Origin of the sequence: Streptomyces mangrovisoli (assembly GCF_000974985.2) — a bacterium.
Lineage (GTDB): Bacteria > Actinomycetota > Actinomycetes > Streptomycetales > Streptomycetaceae > Streptomyces > Streptomyces mangrovisoli.
Map to the genome: position 1 here is coordinate 67,766 of NZ_LAVA02000036.1, position 17,986 is coordinate 85,751.

Sequence of the window (17,986 nt, forward strand, 5' to 3'; positions counted from 1 at the left end):
GGGCTTCGGGCCACGGCACCTGACCGTGGTCCCGGTCTTGCGACGCCGGGCTGTTCAGGTTCGCTGCGACGACGGGCTGGTGCGGCTCGTTGGGGTGACGGGCTGGTTCGACTCGTAGCCGCGGCGGGCTGGTGCGGCTCGTTGCGGTGACGGGCTGCCGCCACGGGTGCGGTGGCAGTCCGGTCCGGCGGGTGGGGTACCGGGGTGCGGTGCCGCTCCGGCGTCGGGCGTCGGCGCCGGGACGGCTTCCCGGCGGCCTCGCCGCGGCGGTGTCCGGCGGGGCGCGCCGCGCCGCTGGAACGGCCCCGACGTGCGGATCCTACGGCGGCGGCCGCGGCGGCGACGCGACGGTCCGGTGGGTGGGCACCGGACCGTCGCACACCCGCGGCTACTTCTCGGTCACCCCCGCCGAGTCGAACGTGGCCACCTCGTGCATGGCGCGGGCCGTGCTCTGCACCAGGGGCAGCGCGAGCAGGGCGCCGGTGCCCTCGCCGAGGCGCAGGTCGAGGTCGACCAGGGGGCGCAGACCGAGCTTGTTCAGCGCGGCGACATGGCCGGGCTCGGCGCTGCGGTGGCCTGCGATGCAGGCCGCGAGCACCTCGGGCGCGATCGCGCGGGCGACCAGCGCGGCGGCACCGGCGCTGACCCCGTCCAGGATCACCGGGGTGCGCAGCGAGGCGCCGCCGAGCAGCAGGCCGACCATGGCCGCGTGCTCGAAGCCGCCGATCGCGGCGAGGACGCCGATCGGGTCGGCCGGGTCCGGCTGGTGCAGTTCGAGGGCGCGGCGGACGACCTCGGTCTTGCGGGCCAGCGTCTCGTCGTTGATGCCGGTGCCGCGGCCGGTGACCTCGGCCGGGTCGGCGCCGGTGAACACCGAGATCAGGGCCGCCGACGCGGTCGTGTTCGCGATGCCCATCTCACCGGTGAGCAGGGCCTTGTTGCCGGCCGCCACCAGGTCGCGGGCCGTCTCGATGCCGACCTCGATGGCCTGCCTGGCCTCCTCGCGGGTCATCGCGGGCCCGGTGGTCATGTCGGACGTGCCGGCCCGCACCTTGCGGGGCAGCAGGCCGGGCGTGGCGGGCAGGTCGGAGGCGACGCCCACGTCGATCACGCAGACCTCGGCGCCCACCTGTCCGGCGAAGGCGTTGCAGACCGCTCCCCCGCCGAGGAAGTTGGCCACCATCTGGGCGGTGACCTCCTGCGGCCACGGGGTGACGCCCTGGGCGTGCACGCCGTGGTCGCCGGCGAAGATCGCGACGGCCGCGGGCTCGGGGATCGGCGGCGGGCACTGCCGGGACAGGCCGGACAGCTGGGCGGAGATGATCTCCAGCATGCCGAGCGCGCCCGCGGGCTTCGTCATCCGCTTCTGCCGCTCCCACGCCTCGCCGAGCGCCTTGGCGTCCAGCGGGCGGATCCCGGCGACGGTCTCGCCGAGCAGGTCGTGCGGCTCCTCGCCGGGCAGCGCGCGACGGCCGTACGTCTCCTCGTGCACGACCCAGGACAGCGGGCGGCGCTTGGACCAGCCCGCCTGCATCAGCTCGGGCTCCTCCGGGAACTCGTCGACGTAGCCGACGCAGAGGTAGGCGACGGCCTCCAGGTGGTCGGGCAGGCCGAGGGCGCGGACCATCTCCCGCTCGTCGAAGAAGCTGACCCAGCCGACGCCGAGACCCTCGGCGCGGGCGGCGAGCCAGAGGTTCTCCACGGCGAGCGCGGAGGAGTACGGCGCCATCTGCGGCTGGGTGTGGCGGCCCAGGGTGTGCCGGCCGCCGCGGGTCGGGTCCGCGGTGACGAGGATGTTGACCGGGGTGTCGAGGATCGCCTCGATCTTCAGTTCCTTGAACTGCTTGGCGCGGCCCTTGGGGAGCGACTTGGCGTAGGCGTCGCGCTGGCGCATGGCCAGTTCGTGCATCGCGCGCCGGGTGTCGGCGGAGCGGATGACGACGAAGTCCCACGGCTGCGAGTGGCCGACGGAGGGCGCGGTGTGCGCGGCCTCCAGGACTCTCAGGAGCACCTCGTGCGGGATGGGGTCGCTGCGGAATCCGTTGCGGATGTCGCGGCGCTCCCTGATGACCTTCAGGACGGCCTCGCGCTCGGCGTCGTCGTAGGCGGGCGCGGCCGGCCCGGTGGACTGCTCTGCTTCCGCCACGGCGGCCGCGCTCTCCTCCTGGTCGGCGACCTGGGTCGTCAGGTCGTCCGCCTGCTGTACGACGTCGGGGTGCGGCCCCTCCGGGGTGACCGGCGCGGCGGCGAGGTCGCCGTCGCGGGGCGCGGGGACCATGAGCAGGGGTTCTCCCTGCGGGTCCGCCGCGTGACCCGGCCCGGCGTCCTGCACGTCCTGCACGTCCTGTGCGTCCTGCGCGGGGGCCGTCGGCGGGGGGTCCTGGTGGGTCGCCGTCGAGAGGTCCTGGTGGACCGCCGGCTGCGGGTCCTGTGCGTGCGGGCCGTCCGCGGGCAGGCGGAGGGCGTGCGGGGGCGTGGGCGCGAGGTGCGGGGTGGTGGGCACGGTGCCCTCCACCGGGACGAACTCGCCCAGCGGCGATGCCGTGCCGTCCGCCGGCTCGCCCGGCTGCGGGGCGGCCTGCTCGGCGGGAGCCCCCGTACCGGCTCCGGCCGGGAGGGGGGCGACGGGGTCCCCGAGGGGGAGGTGCGGGTCGGCGCCGTTCAGATCGGTCTCCGTGGGGTGGGACAGGTCGTGCTGACCGGCGGGGGCCTCCTCGGCCCCCTGCACGGCCTGGGGGGCGTCGGGGTCCTGCGGCCGGGCCAGGTCGCCGGGGGCGTCCGTCGCGGCCGGGACCGGCGGGGCGGCGACCGCGTCGGCGGCGGCCAGCGGCGCGGGACCGGGCTCGGCGGGCACGGCGGTGGGGGCGGTGGCCGCGGCGGGGTCGGCGAGATGCGGCTCGGCGGCGGGCGCGACGGGGAACCCGGCGGCGGGCGTGGCCCCGGCGGGGGCCGCGAAGGCGTCGGCACCGATCGAGGGGTCGGCACCAGCGAAGGCGTCGGCACCGATCGAGGGGTCGGCACCAGCGAAGGCGTCGGCACCGGTCGAGGGGGCGGCGTTGGGCGCCCCCTGCGGGTCGAAGGGGGTCTCAGGGCCGGTCTGCGCGGGCTCGGGCGCGAAGGCCGCGTCGGGCCCCTGGGCCGGGTCCGGGACAGCCGCGACGGCAACGGCAACGGCAGGGGTCTGCTCGGCCGGGGGGACCGCCGCGTCGGCGGGCGCGGGCCCGTCCGCGCTCTCCCCGGCGTCGGCGGCCTGCGGCGCGTCGCCGGGTGCCGCCCAGCCCTCGCCCGCGGTGAACGCCTCGAGGAACGAGACGTTGTCGCCGGGCACGGGACCGGGCACGACCGGGGCGGCGTCGACGGGCGGGACGTCCGACGCGGCCGAGACATCCTGCCGGGCAGGGGCGTCCTGGGCCGCCGGGACGTCCTGCGCGACCGGGCCCCCGAGGACCCGCTGCTCTCCGGTGGCCGGGTCGTGCGCCGCGTCGGGGCCGGCCGCGGACGCCTCGGGAGCGTCCGCGCCGGTGTCGGGAGCGTCCGTCGACGGCGCGCCCTGGGCCGCTTCGCCGCCGGGGATCCCGTGCTCGGTCCCGTGGCCCGGCGCGGCCGGGTCCGGGCCGGCGGGGCTGCCGTACGCCACCTCGGCCGGGCTGCCGAACACCGCGGCGGGACCCGCCTCGGGCGTGGTCTCGGCGGCCGGGGCGCCGTAACCGGGCGCGGGGGTGTGGCCGGTGGCCACGGTCGTCAGCCGGGCCACGGCGGCGAGGGCGGCGTCCGCCGCGCCCACGGCCTGCGCGGGGGTGGCGGTCGCGGTGTCGCCGTCCGGAGCAACCGTTTCCGCGGCCGGGGCCACGGAGCCGACCGGCACCACGGGGGCGGCCTGGCCGGTCCAGGCGGTACCGCCGGGCGGGGTGGCCGTCGGCGGCAGGTCCAGGTACTCGGGGCCGGCCGTGGCGACGGGGGCGGGCTGGCGCAGCGGCGCGTGCGCGGGACCGCGGTCGGCGAGGGAGCGGACCGGGCTGGCGGAGGCGTCGGGGATCGGCGGGCCCAGGTGGAGCGGGCGGCGCGGGGTGACGGGCGGGATCGGCGCGGCCGGGGCCGCCTGGGCGGGGCTCGGCAGCCGGACGGCGCCGAGGTCCACCGAGCCGGTGTCGCGGCCGGCCGTCTCGTGCGGGCCGGGCTCGTGGACGGTCTCGACGACCGGTTCGGGCATCGGTGGCGGCACCTCGTTGCCCCAGGCGCCCTGGGCGCCGGGCAGGAGCAGCAGGTCTTCGTCCTCGGCGGTGGTCTCGGAGAGGTAGGTGTACGCGCCGTGCGCGGGGGCGCCCGGCTGCTCCACCATGCCTGCGCTCTCCGGCAGTCCCTCGCCCGGAACCTGGCCGGTGTCGGTCATGCGTACCCCTCGCCCATCGGTTAGTGCTCCTACGACCAGCTCACCCGGGAACGGCGCACCGACCGCCCCGTAGTGAAGAACGAGCGTGCGCGCCCAGCGGCACGAACGACCCGTCCGGAAAAGGCGACAAAGCCATTAGGTGGCATTGTCGCGGCCGTCCGGCCGTCGCGACAGGTTGATCCGCGACAGCCCGCTGTGGACTGCGCCACGTTGCGCGCCCACGGGTTTCTGCCGTACCACACTCAGCCCAAAACGGGCGGGTTTTCCGGACATTGACGAACGAAAGTTCCGGTCCACGCGTGCGGTACAACGATCGGCCAGCCTACCGCGCGCAGTACGACAAAGGGATCACGGGGCACGATCCGGCCCAGCCCGCCCGTCGCCCCGGCCACCGCCCGTCAACGAGGCGCTTCGCGCTCCGGCAGGTCCCCGGTGAGCAGGAACGCGACACTGCGTTCGGTCTCCGTCCAGGCCCGCGTGTCGAGTCCGACGGACTGGAGGAGGGCGCATTCGACGCGGTAGCCGTGCTCGGTCAGGTCCCGGCCGACGAGCTCGGCGGCATCGCGGGTCGCCGCGTGGGTGACGATGCGCCGGGGACGCCGGTCGGCGACCGCGGAGACCACGGCCACGCCTCCGCCGCCGACGCGGACCACGTCCGGTTCGGGCAGGTTCTCCATGACGTGCGGCGCGACGCCGCGCACGATCTGCGCCTGAACGCCCATCCGGCGGACGGAGGCCTCGGTGCGGGCGCAGGCTTCCGGGTCCCGGTCCACGGCGATGACGGCGGCACCGGCCCGCGCGGCCTCCGTGGTGAACGCGCCGCTGCCGCAGCCGATGTCCCAGACCAGGTCGCCGACGCGCGGGCCCAGCCGGGCGAGCTGGGCGGCGCGCAGCAGGTCGGTCTCGCCCTCGCCGAGCGCGTCGCCGTGGACCTCGGCGGGCAGCAGCCAGCCGCGCGGCCCGGCGCCGGGGTCGCGCCCGGCCGTCCAGGCGCCGTCCTCCGCCGCGCTCGCGGGTCCGCCGATGACGATGACCACGTTGGGGTCGCGCCAGGTGTGGTCGGGCGCCTTGTCCGAGGTCACGACGGTGACCTGTTCCCGGTCGGTGCCGAGTTCCTCGCAGATGACGAAGGTGCGGTGCACGCCGTCGAGCAGCAGGCCGAGTTCGGCGGGGCCGGCGCCGGGCGAGGTGAGCACGGCGACCTTGGGGTGGGCCCGGCACACGTTCACCGCGCGGCGCAGCGTGCGCCGGTGCGCGACGACCACCAGCGCGTCGTCCCAGGGCATCCCGGCGCGGGCGAACGCCGTGGCCACCGAGGACACGGCGGGGACGACCTCCACCTCCAGGCCGAACTCGGGTGCGCGCAGGGTGCGTACGACTCCGAAGTAGCCGGGGTCGCCGTCGGCCAGCACCACGGCGGTGCCGCGGTGGGCGGCGATGCGGCGGGCGGCGAGGGCGACGCTGCCGAGCCGGATCCGCTCGGCGGCGGGCGGGATGTCGGGGAGCGCCAGATGGTGGGCCGCGCCCGCGACGAGCGTGGCGGCGGCGAGGGCGGAGCGTGCCGCGGCGGTCAGCGGCGAGCCGTCCCAGCCGATCACCGTGACCCGGTCGGCCATCGTCGTCAGTCTCCAGGTTGCGCAGGTCGTCGGGGCGGTCCCGCGAACGTGCGGGCTTCGTGAGCGTACCTGGTCGCGGCGGTGGACGCGGTGACGGGTGGGCGTGGCCCGCTGGGTCAGTTCCAGTCGGTGTACAGCGTGAACCCGCCGGACTCGGCAAGTTGCTCGCCGATGCCGGCCAGGTCCTCCGGCAGCAGGCTCCAGACGATGATGTCGGTGCGGACGTCCGTCCAGGCGCCGTCGCCGCCGCGGGCACGGACTATCCACGCGTTGCGCAGCACGCCCTCGCTGATGCAGCCGATCTTCTGGGCGACCTGCTGGGAGGCGGTGTTGTCGGCGGCGGTGCGCAGTTCCAGCCGCTCGAACTTCTGGTCCTGGAAGAGCCACTGGGCGGCGGCGAGGGCCGCTTCGGTGGCGTATCCCTCGCCGCGGGCCCAGGGCGCGACGACGTAGGCGAGTTCGCTGGAGCGGATCCGCCAGTCGGTGTGCTGGAGATGGACGATGCCGACGATCCGCTGGGTGAGGAACTCGGTCACGGCGAAGACGATGCCGCGGCCCTCCACCCGTTCGGCCGGGGCGAGTTCGGTGATCCAGGCCCGCGCGTGGTCCTTGGTGTAGGGGTGGGGCACGGTGGACCAGGCGACGACGAGTTCGTCGTTCATCATCTCGGCGAGCGCGTCGAGGTCCGGCTCCTCGAAGGGGCGCAGCACCAACCGCTCCGTGCTGATGGAGATGTCGGGGAAGGTGCTCGTCATGCGCCGCTCCGTAACCTTCGGAAATTGTGCACGGACCGTCAGACCCGTTGAACTGCCCAGCATGCAGCATGAAACCACTGAATCGCACGACGGGGTCCACTCGTTGTGCATGAGTGGACCCCGTGCGTGGCGATACGCGTCATACGCCCCCGGGCGTCGGGGGCCGCGCGTGCCGGTCGCGGCGAGCGGTCAGAAGGACGCGATGACCGAGCCCTGGTACTTGTCCTCGATGAACTTCTTGACCTCGGGCGAGTTGAGGAGCTTGGCGAGCTTCTTGACCCGCGGGTCCTTCTCGTTGCCCTTCTTCACGGCGAGGACGTTCACGTACGGGTTGTTCTTCGCGGACTCCAGGACGAGGGCGTCCGTGGCGGGCTTGAGCTTCGCGGAGAGCGCGTAGTTGCCGTTGACGACCGCGGCGTCGACGTCGTCCAGGGAGCGCACCGTCTGGGCCGCCTCGACCTCGGCGAACTTCAGGCCCTTGGGGTTCTTGTCGATGCTCTGCGGGGTCTCCTGGCCCTTGCCGCCGTCCTTGAAGGTGATCAGGCCGTTGGCGGCGAGCAGCTTGAGGGCGCGGGACTCGTTGTCGGCGTCGTTGGGGACCGCGACGGTGGCGCCGTTCTTCAGGGCGCCGACGCTCTTGACCTTGTGGGAGTACAGGCCGAGCGGCTCCAGGTGGACGTCGGCGACGGACACGAGGTGGGTGCCGCGCTTGGCGTTGAAGTCCGCGAGGTAGGGCTTGCTCTGGAAGTAGTTGGCGCCCACCGAGCCGTCCTCGGTCGCCGTGTTGGGCGTGATGTAGTCGGTGACCTCCTTGACCTGGAGGTCGAGACCGGCCTTCTTCGCCAGGTTGTCCTTGATGTAGTCGAGGATCTCCGCGTGCGGGGTGGCGGTGGCGGCGACGACCAGCGGTCCGCTGTAGTCGGCCGAGCCGGAGGCGGAGTCCTTGTCGGAACCGCAGGCGGTGAGCCCGAGGGTGAGGGCTCCCGCGGCGAGGACGGCGGAGGTGAACTTGGTGGTGTTACGCACGAAAAGTGCCTTTCCTTAAGGGTGGAGCAACCCCGCGGTGGGTGCTGCGGGGAAATCTGTGGGGTGGTGCCGGGGGGGTCGGCCGGGTCAGCCCGTCTTGCCGGTCGCCGCGGCGGGCTTGAGCAGCCGCAGCCTCGGGGCCGGCCCGGAGCGGCCGCCGCGGCGGTGCAGCGAGCGGGCGGCCCAGTCGCCGGCGAACTGGATGACCGAGATCACGACGGCGAGGACGGCCACGGTGATCCACATCAGCTGGGTCTCGAACCGCTGGTAGCCGTAGCGGATCGCGATGTCGCCGAGGCCGCCCGCGCCGACGGTGCCGGCCATGGCGGAGTAGCCGATGAGGGCGACGACGGTGGTCGTGGTGCTGGAGATCAGGGAGGGCAGCGCCTCCGGTACGAGCACCTTGCGCACGACGGTCCAGGTGGTGCCGCCCATCGACTGCACGGCCTCGACCAGTCCGCCGTCGACCTCGCGGATCGCGGTCTCCACCAGGCGCGCGAAGAACGGGATGGCGCCGATGGCCAGCGGCACGATCGCGGCCTCGCGGCCGATGGTGGTGCCGGTGACCCAGCGGGTGAAGCTCATCAGCGCGACCATCAGGATGATGAACGGCATGGAGCGGGCGACGTTCACGATCTGCCCGGTCACCTTGTTCGCCACGAGGTTCTGGAGCAGTCCGCCCCGGTCGGTGAGGACGAGCAGGACACCGAGCGGAAGCCCGCCCGCCACGGCGATGGCCGTGGACCAGCCGACCATGTAGAGGGTGTCCCAACACGCCTGGGACAGCAGCGGCTGCATCTCGGACCAGGTCACTTGGCACCATCCTTCACCAGCGCGGAGTCCTGGGCCGGGGCGCCCACGGTGTCGATCTGGAGGCCCTGTTCGCGCAGGAAGCCGATCGGCACGACGTTGTCCTCGTAGCGGCCGGGCAGTTCGATGCGCATCCGGCCGACCTGGAGCCCGCCGACGGTGTCGATGGCGGCGCCGAGGATCGAGATGTCGATGTTGTAGGTGCGCGAGAGCTGCGAGATGACGGGCTGGGTGGCGGCGTCGCCGTGGAAGGTGACGTCCAGGACGGTGCGGTCGCTGCCGGTGGCTTCGCCGCCGACCGGGAAGAGCTGGGCGGCCAGTTCGGAGCCGGGGGTGGCGAGCAGCTCGCCGACGGTGCCGGACTCGACGACGCGGCCGCGCTCCATGAGGGCGGCGGAGTCGCACACCGACTTCACGACGTCCATCTCGTGGGTGATGAGCAGGACGGTGAGGCCGAGGCGGCGGTTGAGGTCGCGCAGCAGCTGGAGGATGGAGCGGGTGGTCTCCGGGTCGAGGGCGCTGGTGGCCTCGTCGGAGAGGAGCACCTTGGGGTCGCCGGCGAGGGCGCGGGCGATGCCGACGCGCTGCTTCTGGCCGCCGGAGAGCTGGGCCGGGTAGGACTTCGCCTTGTCGCCGAGGCCGACGAGGTCGAGCAGTTCCAGCGCCTTGCGGGAGCGCTCGCGGCCGGAGACGCCGAGGATCTCCAGGGGCAGCTCGACGTTGTCCTGGACGGTCCGCGTGGACAGCAGGTTGAAGTGCTGGAAGACCATGCCGATCCGGCTGCGGGCACGGCGCAGCTCCTTGCCGGCGCGGGCGCCGCGGCCGACGAGGGCGGTAAGGTCCTGGCCGTCGACGCTGACCGTGCCCGCGGTGGGGCGCTCCAGCAGGTTGACGCAGCGGATGAGCGAGGACTTGCCGGCGCCGGACTGGCCGATGACGCCGAACACCTCGCCTTCGCGGACATGGAGATCGACGCCGTCGAGGGCGGTGATCTCACGGCCGCCGGAGCGGTAGACCTTGGTCAGGCCCGTGGTGGTGATCACGTGGGTTTCCGTCACTGTCGAGTGCGCGGGCGTGGGTGGGCCCGGACACGGGTGCATGCGGTGAGACAGGGCACGGCGCTGCGCTGCGTACGGCGTGGGGCGTACGGGTGCGCCGCGGCCTCGCTTCGGGGCGCGAGACGCTCAGGTGGTGCGGGGGCCCTCTAGAAGGCGCACATTCGGCGCTGGGGGCAGCACATTCGGCGCCGGGGACACAGACAACGAGCACCGGGCGGCGTGGTCGCCCCGGTCGCGGATACGCGTCGGCTCGTCGTGGTCATGCGAGCAGTAAACCAGACGTACGGTCCTGACCACGGACGGCTGTCCGCATGACGGACAGTCGTGGACACTCCGTGGACACCCTCCGGACCTGCGACGACACCGCCGACGGCCGGTGTGGGCTGGGGTGTTGCGGGGTGCGCGCGGGGGCCTCCCGGGGTGCGGCCCGCGGGCCGGCTGTGGCCGATGCCACGTCCGGGGCGGCCGCTCCCGGGGCGGCGACGGCGGGCGGCGGCGGCCGTAATAAAGTCGCCTTCATGCTTGATGCCCTGACGCTGGCGACCGGTGTCGCCGCGCTGCTGCTCGCCGCCTGGTGCGGCTGGGCCGCCTACCGTGACCAGCCCACGAAGGACTGGCACTTCATCGGTATGGCCGTGGTCTCCGTGCTGGCGCTGGTCCAGCTGGTGGTGGGGATCGTGCAGCTGGCGCGGGGCGAGAAGCCGGAACAGGGCACGGCGATCTTCGTGGCGTATCTGCTGGGCGCGTTCGCCTGCGTGCCGGCGGCGGGCTTCATGTCGCTCGCGGAGCGCACCCGCTGGGGCTCGGTGACCGTCGCCGCGGGCGGCGTGGTCCTCGCCGTCCTCGAAGTGCGGCTCTACGACATCTGGGGAGGCTGAGATGACCGCCACACAGGACGGCCCGCAGACGCAGGGGACGCCCGGGGAGTCGCCGAAGCCGGCCCGCACGCGGCTGATCGGCGGACCGGGCATGCTGCTGGTCTGGTTCTACGGCGTGATGGTGGTCGGCGCGGTGTCGCGCTCGGTCTACCAGATCGCGACGGACTTCGACCGGGCGCCGCTCGCGTACACGCTGTCGGCGATCGCGGGCGTGGTGTACGGCTTCATCACGTACTCGCTGGTGCGCGGCGGCGAGGGGGCGCGGCGGGCGGCACTGGTGTGCTGCGCCGCCGAGCTCGCGGGCGTGCTGATCGTCGGCACCTGGACGATGGTCGAGCCGTCGGCGTTCCCCGACTCGACCGTCTGGTCCGACTACGGCATGGGGTACGTCTTCATCCCCGTGCTGCTGCCGCTGACCGCGCTGTACTGGCTGCGCAGGTCGCGGACGGCGGCGGTCACGCCGTAGGGGCGTAGGGCCTCCTGACGGCGTGGACCCCTCACGCCGTGGTGGCGTAGACCCCGGCCGGCTTCTCCAGGACGATCATCGGTACGCCGTCGTCGCCCTGCGAGGTGCCGACCGTCTCGTAGCCGACGCGGCGGTACAGGCGCAGGTTGCCCTCGCTGCGGTGGCCGGCCTGGAGCCGGAAGCGCTTGGCGCCGCGCTCCTCGACGAGCGCCGCCTCGGCCGCGCGCAGCAGGCGCGCGCCGATGCCGTGGCCCTGGAGCCGGGGGTGGACGCAGAGCTTGCCGATCGAGGCGGCGCCGTCCTCGGTGACGCGGCCGCGCACCGAACCGACCACCTCCTCGCCGAGCCGGGCCACGAAGACGCAGTCCGCGGCCACCTCCTCGCGCACCGAGTCCAGGCTCTGGATCAGCGGGTCGATGCGGTAGTTGCCGTACAGCGCCGCCTCGCTCTGGAAGCACAGGTACTGCAACCTGAAGATCTGCTCCGCGTCCTGCTCGGTCGCCACCGAGATGGTCACGCTCATGCCCATGTGCGCACGCCTCCCGCTCACCTGATCGCCTGTCGTTCCCCACTCCTATCCCCGCGCTTCGCGGGCCGCAACCTCCGGCGCCAGCAATCGGCGCAGACATCCCAGACATCTGGAACGTTCCGGTCCGAGGCTGCCCTGTGAGATACCCAACTCCCCCGCGATCTCCCGGTATGTCAGGTCTTTCGCCGAGAGCAGCGCGGCGAGCAGACCGGGGCAGCGGCCGGGCAGCCGGCGCACGGCGTCGTGCAGGGTGTGGCGGTGGGCGGCGTCGAGGGCGCGTCCCTCGGGGTCGGAGCCGAACGCGTCGGCGGGGGCGGCGGGCCCCTCCGCACGGGTGGCGCCGTCGGCGTCCGCGGGCTCGCCGCCGTAGGGCCGTTCCCGGCGGGCCGCGCGGCGGCCGCGGCGGGCCTCGGAGCGGACCGCCCGGCGCAGCCAGGCGGGCGGGTCGGCGGGCGGACCGCCCGCGCGGAGGTGTTCCAGCAGGCGCAGCCAGACGGCCTGTTCGAGGTCGCCGGGGTCCGCTCCGGCGGCGGGCGCCTCGGCACCGGCCTCGGCGGCGAGCAGCGGGCGCAGGGCGGTGAACAGGTCGTGGGTCATGTGCGGCACGACGCGGCCGCCCCGGCAGGGGTTGCCGGGGCGGCCGGGAATCCGTCGAACGAGCGGCACGGGCTCGGCCGTTGACGGCGTCCTCCCGTACGGGTTCAGCGGCCGAGGTAGTCCTCGCGGGCGAGGACGGCGGTGTCGGCGTTGTCGGTGAAGACGCCGTCGATGCCCGTGGCGAAGTAGGTGGCGAAGGCGCCGAACGCGTCGCCGTAGGCGTCGGCGGCGGTGCCCTTGCGGTACTCCGTCGGCAGGAAGGGGTTCTCGTTGCGCATGGTGTAGGGGTGCAGGACCAGGCCCGCCGCGTGGGCGTCGCGCACCAGGGTGCTGGGCGCGGCCAGGGTCCCGTCGGCGTTCTTCGGGATGACCAGGTCCAGGGTCGGGCCGATGCCCTGGGCGTAGCCGGCGATCTCGGCGAGGCCCGCGGGGGTGACGAGGTCGGCGACGGTGCGCGGGTCGCCGGTGGCCACGAAGTCCCACGGGCGGCTGGCGGCGGTGGAGAGCAGCACCACGAGCGGGTTGCCCACGAGCTTGTTCAGCCGCTGGATGCTGGTCGGCTCGAAGGACTGGAGGATGACCGGGGAGTTCCGGCCGTCCTTGCCGTACTTGCGCAGCAGCCCCGCGACCCGCTCCTCCAGGCCGAGGCCGAGGCCGCGGAAGTAGGTGGGGTGCTTGGTCTCGGGGTAGATCCACACCTGCCTGCCCCGCTTGCGGGACTGCGCGTCCTGCCACTGGAGCACCTCTTCGAAGGTGGGGATCTCCCAGCGGCCGTTGTAGAGGGTGTTGTGCGGGCGGTTGGCGGGGATGCGCTCGACCGCGCGCAGGGTCTTCAGCTCGGCGAGGGTGAAATCCTCGGTGAACCAGCCGGTGGTGGAGACGCCGTCGACGACCTTGGTGGTGCGGCGGGCGGCGAACTCGGGGTGGTCGGCGACGTTCGTGGTGCCGCCGATCTCCGGCTCGTGGCGGCAGACGAGATGGCCGTCCCTGGTGGGGACGAGGTCGCCGGCCTCGACGACGTCGGCGCCGAGGTCGAGTGCGAGCTGATAGGAGCCGAAGGTGTGCTCGGGGCGGTAGCCGCTCGAGCCGCGGTGCCCGATGATCGTCGGCACCGGCAGACCTCTCAGGCCGCCGCCGCGGCTCGCGCCGGCCGCCTCGGCCGCTCCGGCGGTGCCGCCGAGTCCGAGGACGGCTCCGCCGAGCACCGCGGCGCCGAGAAGGGCGCGGCGTCCGGTGACGCCGGTCCGTTCGTGCGCGCCGTTCGCCCTGTTCGCGTTCTGGTGGTCCATGCGCGTTCTCCTGCCGTCGAGCCGGCCTGTGTGTGCGGGCGGGCCGATGGTACGGGCGTGTACATGACGTACGGGAGACCCGGAAGGGAACGGCACATGTCGTACGAGGGGCGGCGGATGACGGTCCGTCGGCCGGTCCGCCGACCGGGTCCGCCGGCTTGGTGCGGGGCGTCGCGGGTAGGCGTACGGCAGGCGCCCGCGCGATGTCCGTCACATCGTCGCGGGGAGGTTACACGCGGCCCCCGGGACGCCACCGCAGGTAAACGTGCGTCAACAGTGCGTAAGACCTCGGTGAACGCGGCTCACCCGATGTGCGCGATCCCCCGGCCCGCGAGTATCGTCCTCACCTGCACAGACTCATACAGATCCGCTCGACTTCCACTTGACACCGGAGGGCCCGTTGTCCCGCTTCGCGCTCATCAAGGCAGTGCTCGGACCGATCATGCGCCTGATGTTCCGCCTCAAGGCGGAGGGCGTCGAGCACATCCCGGGCGAGGGTCCGGTCATCCTGGCCGGCAACCATCTGACCTTCATCGACTCGATGATCCTTCCGCTGGTCTGCGACCGTCAGGTCTTCTTCATCGGCAAGGACGAGTACGTCACCGGCAAGGGCTTCAAGGGCCGCCTGATGGCGTGGTTCTTCACCGGCGTCGGCATGATCCCGGTGGACCGCGACGGGGCCAACGGCGGCGTCGCGGCGCTGATGACCGGGCGCCGGGTGCTGGAGGAGGGCAAGGTCTTCGGCATCTACCCCGAGGGCACCCGCTCCCCCGACGGCCGGCTGTACCGGGGCCGCACGGGCATCGCGCGGCTCACCCTGATGACCGGCGCCCCGGTCGTCCCGTTCGCGATGATCGGCACGGACAAGCTCCAGCCGGGCGGCGCGGGCATCCCGCGGCCGGGCAAGGTCACCGTCCGCTTCGGCCCCGCGATGGAGTTCTCCCGCTACGAGGGCATGGACCGCGACCGCTATGTGCTGCGGGCCGTGACCGACTCGGTGATGTCCGAGGTCATGCGGCTGTCGGGGCAGGAGTACGTGGACATGTACGCCACGAAGGCGAAGGCGGCGTAGCGCCCTACCGGCGGTTCGGCGGATTTCGGCGGGGCCGGCCTGCCCCTTCTCGGGTGCGGGCGCGTCGTGGTCGCTCGCGCAGTTCCCCGCGCCCCTTTGAGGTGCGGGTGCGTCGTGCCCATTCGCGCAGGTCCCCGCGCCCCTTACGGGGGCTCGGCCCCGCACCCCAGGGGCGCGGGGAACTGCGCGATCAGCCCCCACCGGGCCGCGGTCGCAGGATTCGGGATCTGCCCCCGTGCGGGTGCGTCGTGGTTGCTCGCGCAGTTCCCCGCGCCCCTGCGGGGCGCGGTCGCCGAGACCGGGAAGGCGCTACGCGTTCTCCAGGCGTTGGCCTCGGAGGAGGAACCAGGCTGTGGCGGACGTGGCCAGCAGGACCAGGGCTCCCGCTCCCGTCGCGATCGTCATGCCGCTGACGAAGGACTCGCGGGCCGCGGACAGGAGTTCCGCCGAGCGGTCGGCCGGCAGGCCGGCCGCCGCCTCCACCGCGCCGCCCAGTGACTCGTGCGCACCGGACGGGGTGCCCGCCGGGGCGGTGAAGCCGCGGTACACGCCCGTCACGATCGTGCCGAGCAGCGCAATGCCGAGCGCCGCGCCGAGTTCGTACGCCGTCTCCGAGACCGCCGAGGCCGCGCCCGCCTGCTCCTTGGGGACGCTGGACAGGATCACGTCCGCGGTCACCGTGAAGGAGAAGCCGGCGCCGACGCCCACCACCAGCAGGGCCGCGCCGAGCACCGGATAGCCCGTGGACTGCGTGAGCAGCGTGAGGGAGGCCAGCGCCAGCCCCACCGCGGCCAGTCCGCCGGACACCACCGAGCGCACCGAGAAGCGGCGCGCGGTGCGGCCCGCGATCAGGCCGGCCCCCACCGCGCCCACCGCCGCGGGCACTTCGGCCAGCCCCGCCTCGAACGGGCTTCTGCCTTGCACGAGTTGCAGGTACTGGGAGAGGAAGAACACCAGGCCCGACATGCCGAGCACGGTCAGCAGATCGGCGAGGACGGCCCCGCTGAAGCCGCGGTTGCGGAACAGCCGCATGTCCAGCAGGGGCTTGGGCAGGGTGAGTTGGCGCCGTACGAAGCCGTGAAGGGCCGCCGCGCCGAGCACTCCGGTGACGGGCACCGCCCAGGTGAGGCCGTGCGCCGCGGCCTCCTTGACCGCGTAGACCACGCCGATCACACCGACCAGCGACAGCGCCACACTGACCAGGTCCCACGGGCCGGGGTCGGGGTTGCGGGACTCCGGCAGCAGCTTGAGGCCGACGAGCACCAGCACCGCCATCACGGGCAGGTTGATCAGGAACACCGAGCCCCACCAGAAGTGGCCGAGCAGGAAGCCGCCGAGGACCGGGCCGACGGCGGTGCCCGCGGAGGCGGTGGCGCCCCAGATGCCGACGGCGAGGCTGCGCTCGCGCGGGTCGTGGAAGAGGTTGCGGATCAGCGCGAGCGTCGCGGGCATCAGGGTCGCGCCCGCGACACCGAGCAGCGCGCGGGCCGCGATCATCGACTCGGGAGTCGTGGCGTAGGCGTTGAGCACGGATATCGCGCCGAACGCCGTGGCGCCGCCCAGCAGGATCCGCTTGCGGCCGATGCGGTCGCCGAGGCTGCCCATGGAGACGAGCAGTCCGGCGATGACGAAGGAGTAGACGTCCCCGATCCACAGCAGCTGGGTGCCGGTCGGGTTCAGGTCCTCGCTGATGTAGGGGGTCGCGAGACCGAGCACGGTCGCGTCGACGGCCACCAGCAGCACGGCGAGCACGAGGACGCCGAGCGCGAGCCAGCGGCCGGGCCGCCGTACCGCCTCGGTCGTACGTGCCGGCCGCAGGGTGCTGGTCATGGTTCCTCTCTCCGTAGCGCACCGCCGAGCAGCAGCTCGACGATCATGTGGGTGAAGTCCTTCGGTGCCATCCGGCCCTCGGCCACCGCCCAGGCCCCGGAGGCGAGCAGGCCGTACAGCGCCTCGGTGAGCCAGGCCGGAGTGAGGTCGATGCGGAACTCGCCGGCCGCCTGGCCGCGGCGGAACAGGGCCGCGATGCGGTCGTCGATCCGGGTCCAGCCCGCGTTCTGCTCCTCGCCCTCGAACAGCTGGTTCTCGGTGTAGAGGAAGGCCAGCAGCCCGGCGGAGGGCTCGATCGCGCGCACGAGCCGGCGTACGGCGTCGGTCGCGGGGCCCTCGTCCGGCCGGGCCAGGTCCAGCGCGGCCTCGCACTCGGCGATGCCGAGCGCCTCCAGGGCGCGGACCAGCGCGTCCCGTCCCGCGAACTGCCGGTGCAGGGTGGCGCGGCTGATCCCGGCCGCCTTGGCGACCTCGTCCATGGTCGCGGTGGATTTGCGGGTCAGCAGGGCTGCGGCGGTGCGCAGCACGTGGTCACGGTCGACGGCCATGAGACAAGGGTAGACCATATGAGACAGCAATGTCTCACGAGAAACGTGCGCGCCTCATGGCGAGGTGGGTCGGCCGTGGAGCCGGAGGGCGGGGCTCAGTGCCAGGGCAGCCGGCCGCGCGTGTCCCAGTACGCGCCCGGTTCCTCCGCGAGCGCGGCCAGCCGGTGCTCCTGGTCCTCGTCCAGGTCGACCGCGGCGGCGTGCAGGTTGGAGAAGAGCTGGGCCGTGGTGGCCGCTCCGGACAGGACGACCCCGGCCCAGGGCCGGCGCAGCACGAACGCGAGGGCCACCGCGTCGGGGCCCAGACCGGTCTCCTCCGCCACCGCGCGCAGCGCCTGCGGCGCGTCCGGCCCGGCGAGGCGGCCGTTGGCCATGCCCTCCTTGACGATCACCGTCAGCCCGGCGTCGTGCGCCTCGGCCAGCGCGGGGGCGGCCGAGGTCTCCAGCGCGTTGTACGTCGACTGGACGGTACGGAAGAGGGGCTCGCCGTCGACGGTCACGGCGAGGGCCGCCCGGACGGCGTCGGCCTGGGCGGGGCCGCTGGTGGAGAAGCCGATGGTGGTGCCCCGCGCGGCGGCCTCCGCCAGCTTCGCGTGGAGCTCCTTGTCGGTGAGGGCCGGGCTGTCCGGGGTCACCGAGTGGATCTGGTACAGGTCCAGATGCGTGCCGAGCAGCGCGTCGGTCTCCGCGCGCTGGCGTGCGTACGTCGCCGGGCCGTGGTCCTTGACCTCGTGCCGCTCGGCGTCGGTGGTCCAGTCGGCGGTGTAGGTGTAGCCCCACTTGCTGCCCACGACGATGTCGTCGAGGCCGGGGCGGGTGTTCAGCCAGTCGGCGAGGAACTCCTCGGAGCGGCCGTAGGAGCGGGCCGCGTCGAAGTAGCGGACGCCCTGGGCGTAGGCGGCGTCGAGGAGTTCGTGGGTGCGGGCGCGCAGCGACTCGACGCTGCGGTCGGCGCCCAGGTCGCGGTCCCGGCCGAGGTTGATGTAGCCGGGGCGGCCCACCGCGGCGAGGCCGAGTCCGATGTGGCAGGTGGGGGTGGTGGCCGCGGCCAGCCGGGCGAAGGGCATCACGGGTTCCGTTCGGTCGGGTCCGTCCCCGCCCAAGTTACCTGCGGTGGCCTCG

Annotated in this window: 15 protein-coding genes; 3 read left to right on the forward strand and 12 right to left on the reverse strand. The window is 73.7% G+C overall.

Annotated features, from left to right (window positions below; translation table 11 throughout):
• Positions 1-388: 388 nt before the first annotated feature.
• The 6 genes from cobT to WN71_RS17200 all read right to left on the reverse strand — a co-directional run bounded on the left by cobT (position 389) and on the right by WN71_RS17200 (position 9,640).
• Positions 389-4,390: a nicotinate-nucleotide--dimethylbenzimidazole phosphoribosyltransferase gene (gene cobT, locus WN71_RS17175; protein WP_046584467.1), complete on the reverse strand. Its 4,002-nt coding sequence runs from the start codon at positions 4,388-4,390 to the stop codon at positions 389-391.
• 398 nt (positions 4,391-4,788) lie between these two features.
• Positions 4,789-6,006: a precorrin-6y C5,15-methyltransferase (decarboxylating) subunit CbiE gene (gene cbiE, locus WN71_RS17180; protein ID WP_046584468.1), complete on the reverse strand. Its 1,218-nt coding sequence runs from the start codon at positions 6,004-6,006 to the stop codon at positions 4,789-4,791.
• A gap of 116 nt (positions 6,007-6,122) precedes the next feature.
• Positions 6,123-6,761 (reverse strand): GNAT family N-acetyltransferase, encoded by a 639-nt coding sequence (locus WN71_RS17185; RefSeq protein ID WP_046584469.1) that lies wholly within the window; start codon positions 6,759-6,761, stop codon positions 6,123-6,125.
• A gap of 189 nt (positions 6,762-6,950) precedes the next feature.
• Positions 6,951-7,787 (reverse strand): MetQ/NlpA family ABC transporter substrate-binding protein, encoded by an 837-nt coding sequence (locus WN71_RS17190; RefSeq protein WP_046584470.1) that lies wholly within the window; start codon positions 7,785-7,787, stop codon positions 6,951-6,953.
• A gap of 87 nt (positions 7,788-7,874) precedes the next feature.
• Positions 7,875-8,600 (reverse strand): methionine ABC transporter permease, encoded by a 726-nt coding sequence (locus WN71_RS17195; protein WP_046584471.1) that lies wholly within the window; start codon positions 8,598-8,600, stop codon positions 7,875-7,877.
• The gene (locus tag WN71_RS17200; protein ID WP_046584472.1) at positions 8,597-9,640 is read right to left on the reverse strand and encodes a methionine ABC transporter ATP-binding protein; all 1,044 of its coding nucleotides are present in this window, start codon (positions 9,638-9,640) and stop codon (positions 8,597-8,599) included. Before WN71_RS17200 ends, WN71_RS17195 begins: the two co-directional genes overlap by 4 nt.
• Before the next feature lie 533 nt (positions 9,641-10,173).
• On the opposite strand from WN71_RS17200, the gene WN71_RS17205 reads away from it, so the two are divergent.
• Together WN71_RS17205 and WN71_RS17210 are read left to right on the forward strand one after the other, a co-directional pair.
• Positions 10,174-10,533, forward strand: a complete 360-nt coding sequence (locus WN71_RS17205; RefSeq protein WP_046584473.1) for a hypothetical protein — start codon at positions 10,174-10,176, stop codon at positions 10,531-10,533.
• Between the two features lies 1 nt (position 10,534).
• Positions 10,535-10,999 (forward strand): hypothetical protein, encoded by a 465-nt coding sequence (locus WN71_RS17210; protein WP_046584474.1) that lies wholly within the window; start codon positions 10,535-10,537, stop codon positions 10,997-10,999.
• Between the two features lie 31 nt (positions 11,000-11,030).
• Here WN71_RS17210 and WN71_RS17215 read toward each other — a convergent pair whose 3' ends face one another.
• The 3 genes from WN71_RS17215 to WN71_RS17225 form a co-directional block, all read right to left on the reverse strand.
• Positions 11,031-11,528, reverse strand: coding sequence for a GNAT family N-acetyltransferase (locus WN71_RS17215; protein WP_046584475.1), 498 nt, complete (start codon positions 11,526-11,528; stop codon positions 11,031-11,033).
• Positions 11,529-11,573: 45 nt separating this feature from the next.
• Complete coding sequence (locus WN71_RS17220; RefSeq protein ID WP_046584476.1) at positions 11,574-12,125, reverse strand: sigma-70 family RNA polymerase sigma factor; 552 nt, start codon at positions 12,123-12,125, stop codon at positions 11,574-11,576.
• Positions 12,126-12,229: 104 nt separating this feature from the next.
• Positions 12,230-13,414 carry a glycerophosphodiester phosphodiesterase gene (locus WN71_RS17225; protein WP_046584477.1) on the reverse strand — a complete coding sequence of 395 codons (1,185 nt, stop codon included), beginning with the start codon at positions 13,412-13,414 and terminating at the stop codon, positions 12,230-12,232.
• A 382-nt stretch (positions 13,415-13,796) separates the two neighbouring features.
• On the opposite strand from WN71_RS17225, the gene WN71_RS17230 reads away from it, so the two are divergent.
• On the forward strand, positions 13,797-14,486 hold the full coding sequence (locus tag WN71_RS17230; protein WP_079177915.1) for a lysophospholipid acyltransferase family protein: 690 nt from the start codon (positions 13,797-13,799) through the stop codon (positions 14,484-14,486).
• Between the two features lie 309 nt (positions 14,487-14,795).
• On the opposite strand, the gene WN71_RS17235 is transcribed toward WN71_RS17230, so the two are convergent.
• From WN71_RS17235 to WN71_RS17245, 3 genes are all read right to left on the reverse strand, one after another.
• Complete coding sequence (locus WN71_RS17235; protein ID WP_046584479.1) at positions 14,796-16,316, reverse strand: MFS transporter; 1,521 nt, start codon at positions 16,314-16,316, stop codon at positions 14,796-14,798.
• On the reverse strand, positions 16,313-16,864 hold the full coding sequence (locus tag WN71_RS17240) for a TetR/AcrR family transcriptional regulator (RefSeq protein ID WP_046584480.1): 552 nt from the start codon (positions 16,862-16,864) through the stop codon (positions 16,313-16,315). Before WN71_RS17240 ends, WN71_RS17235 begins: the two co-directional genes overlap by 4 nt.
• A 95-nt stretch (positions 16,865-16,959) precedes the next feature.
• Positions 16,960-17,931 carry an aldo/keto reductase gene (locus WN71_RS17245; RefSeq protein WP_046584481.1) on the reverse strand — a complete coding sequence of 324 codons (972 nt, stop codon included), beginning with the start codon at positions 17,929-17,931 and terminating at the stop codon, positions 16,960-16,962.
• Positions 17,932-17,986: the final 55 nt, after the last annotated feature.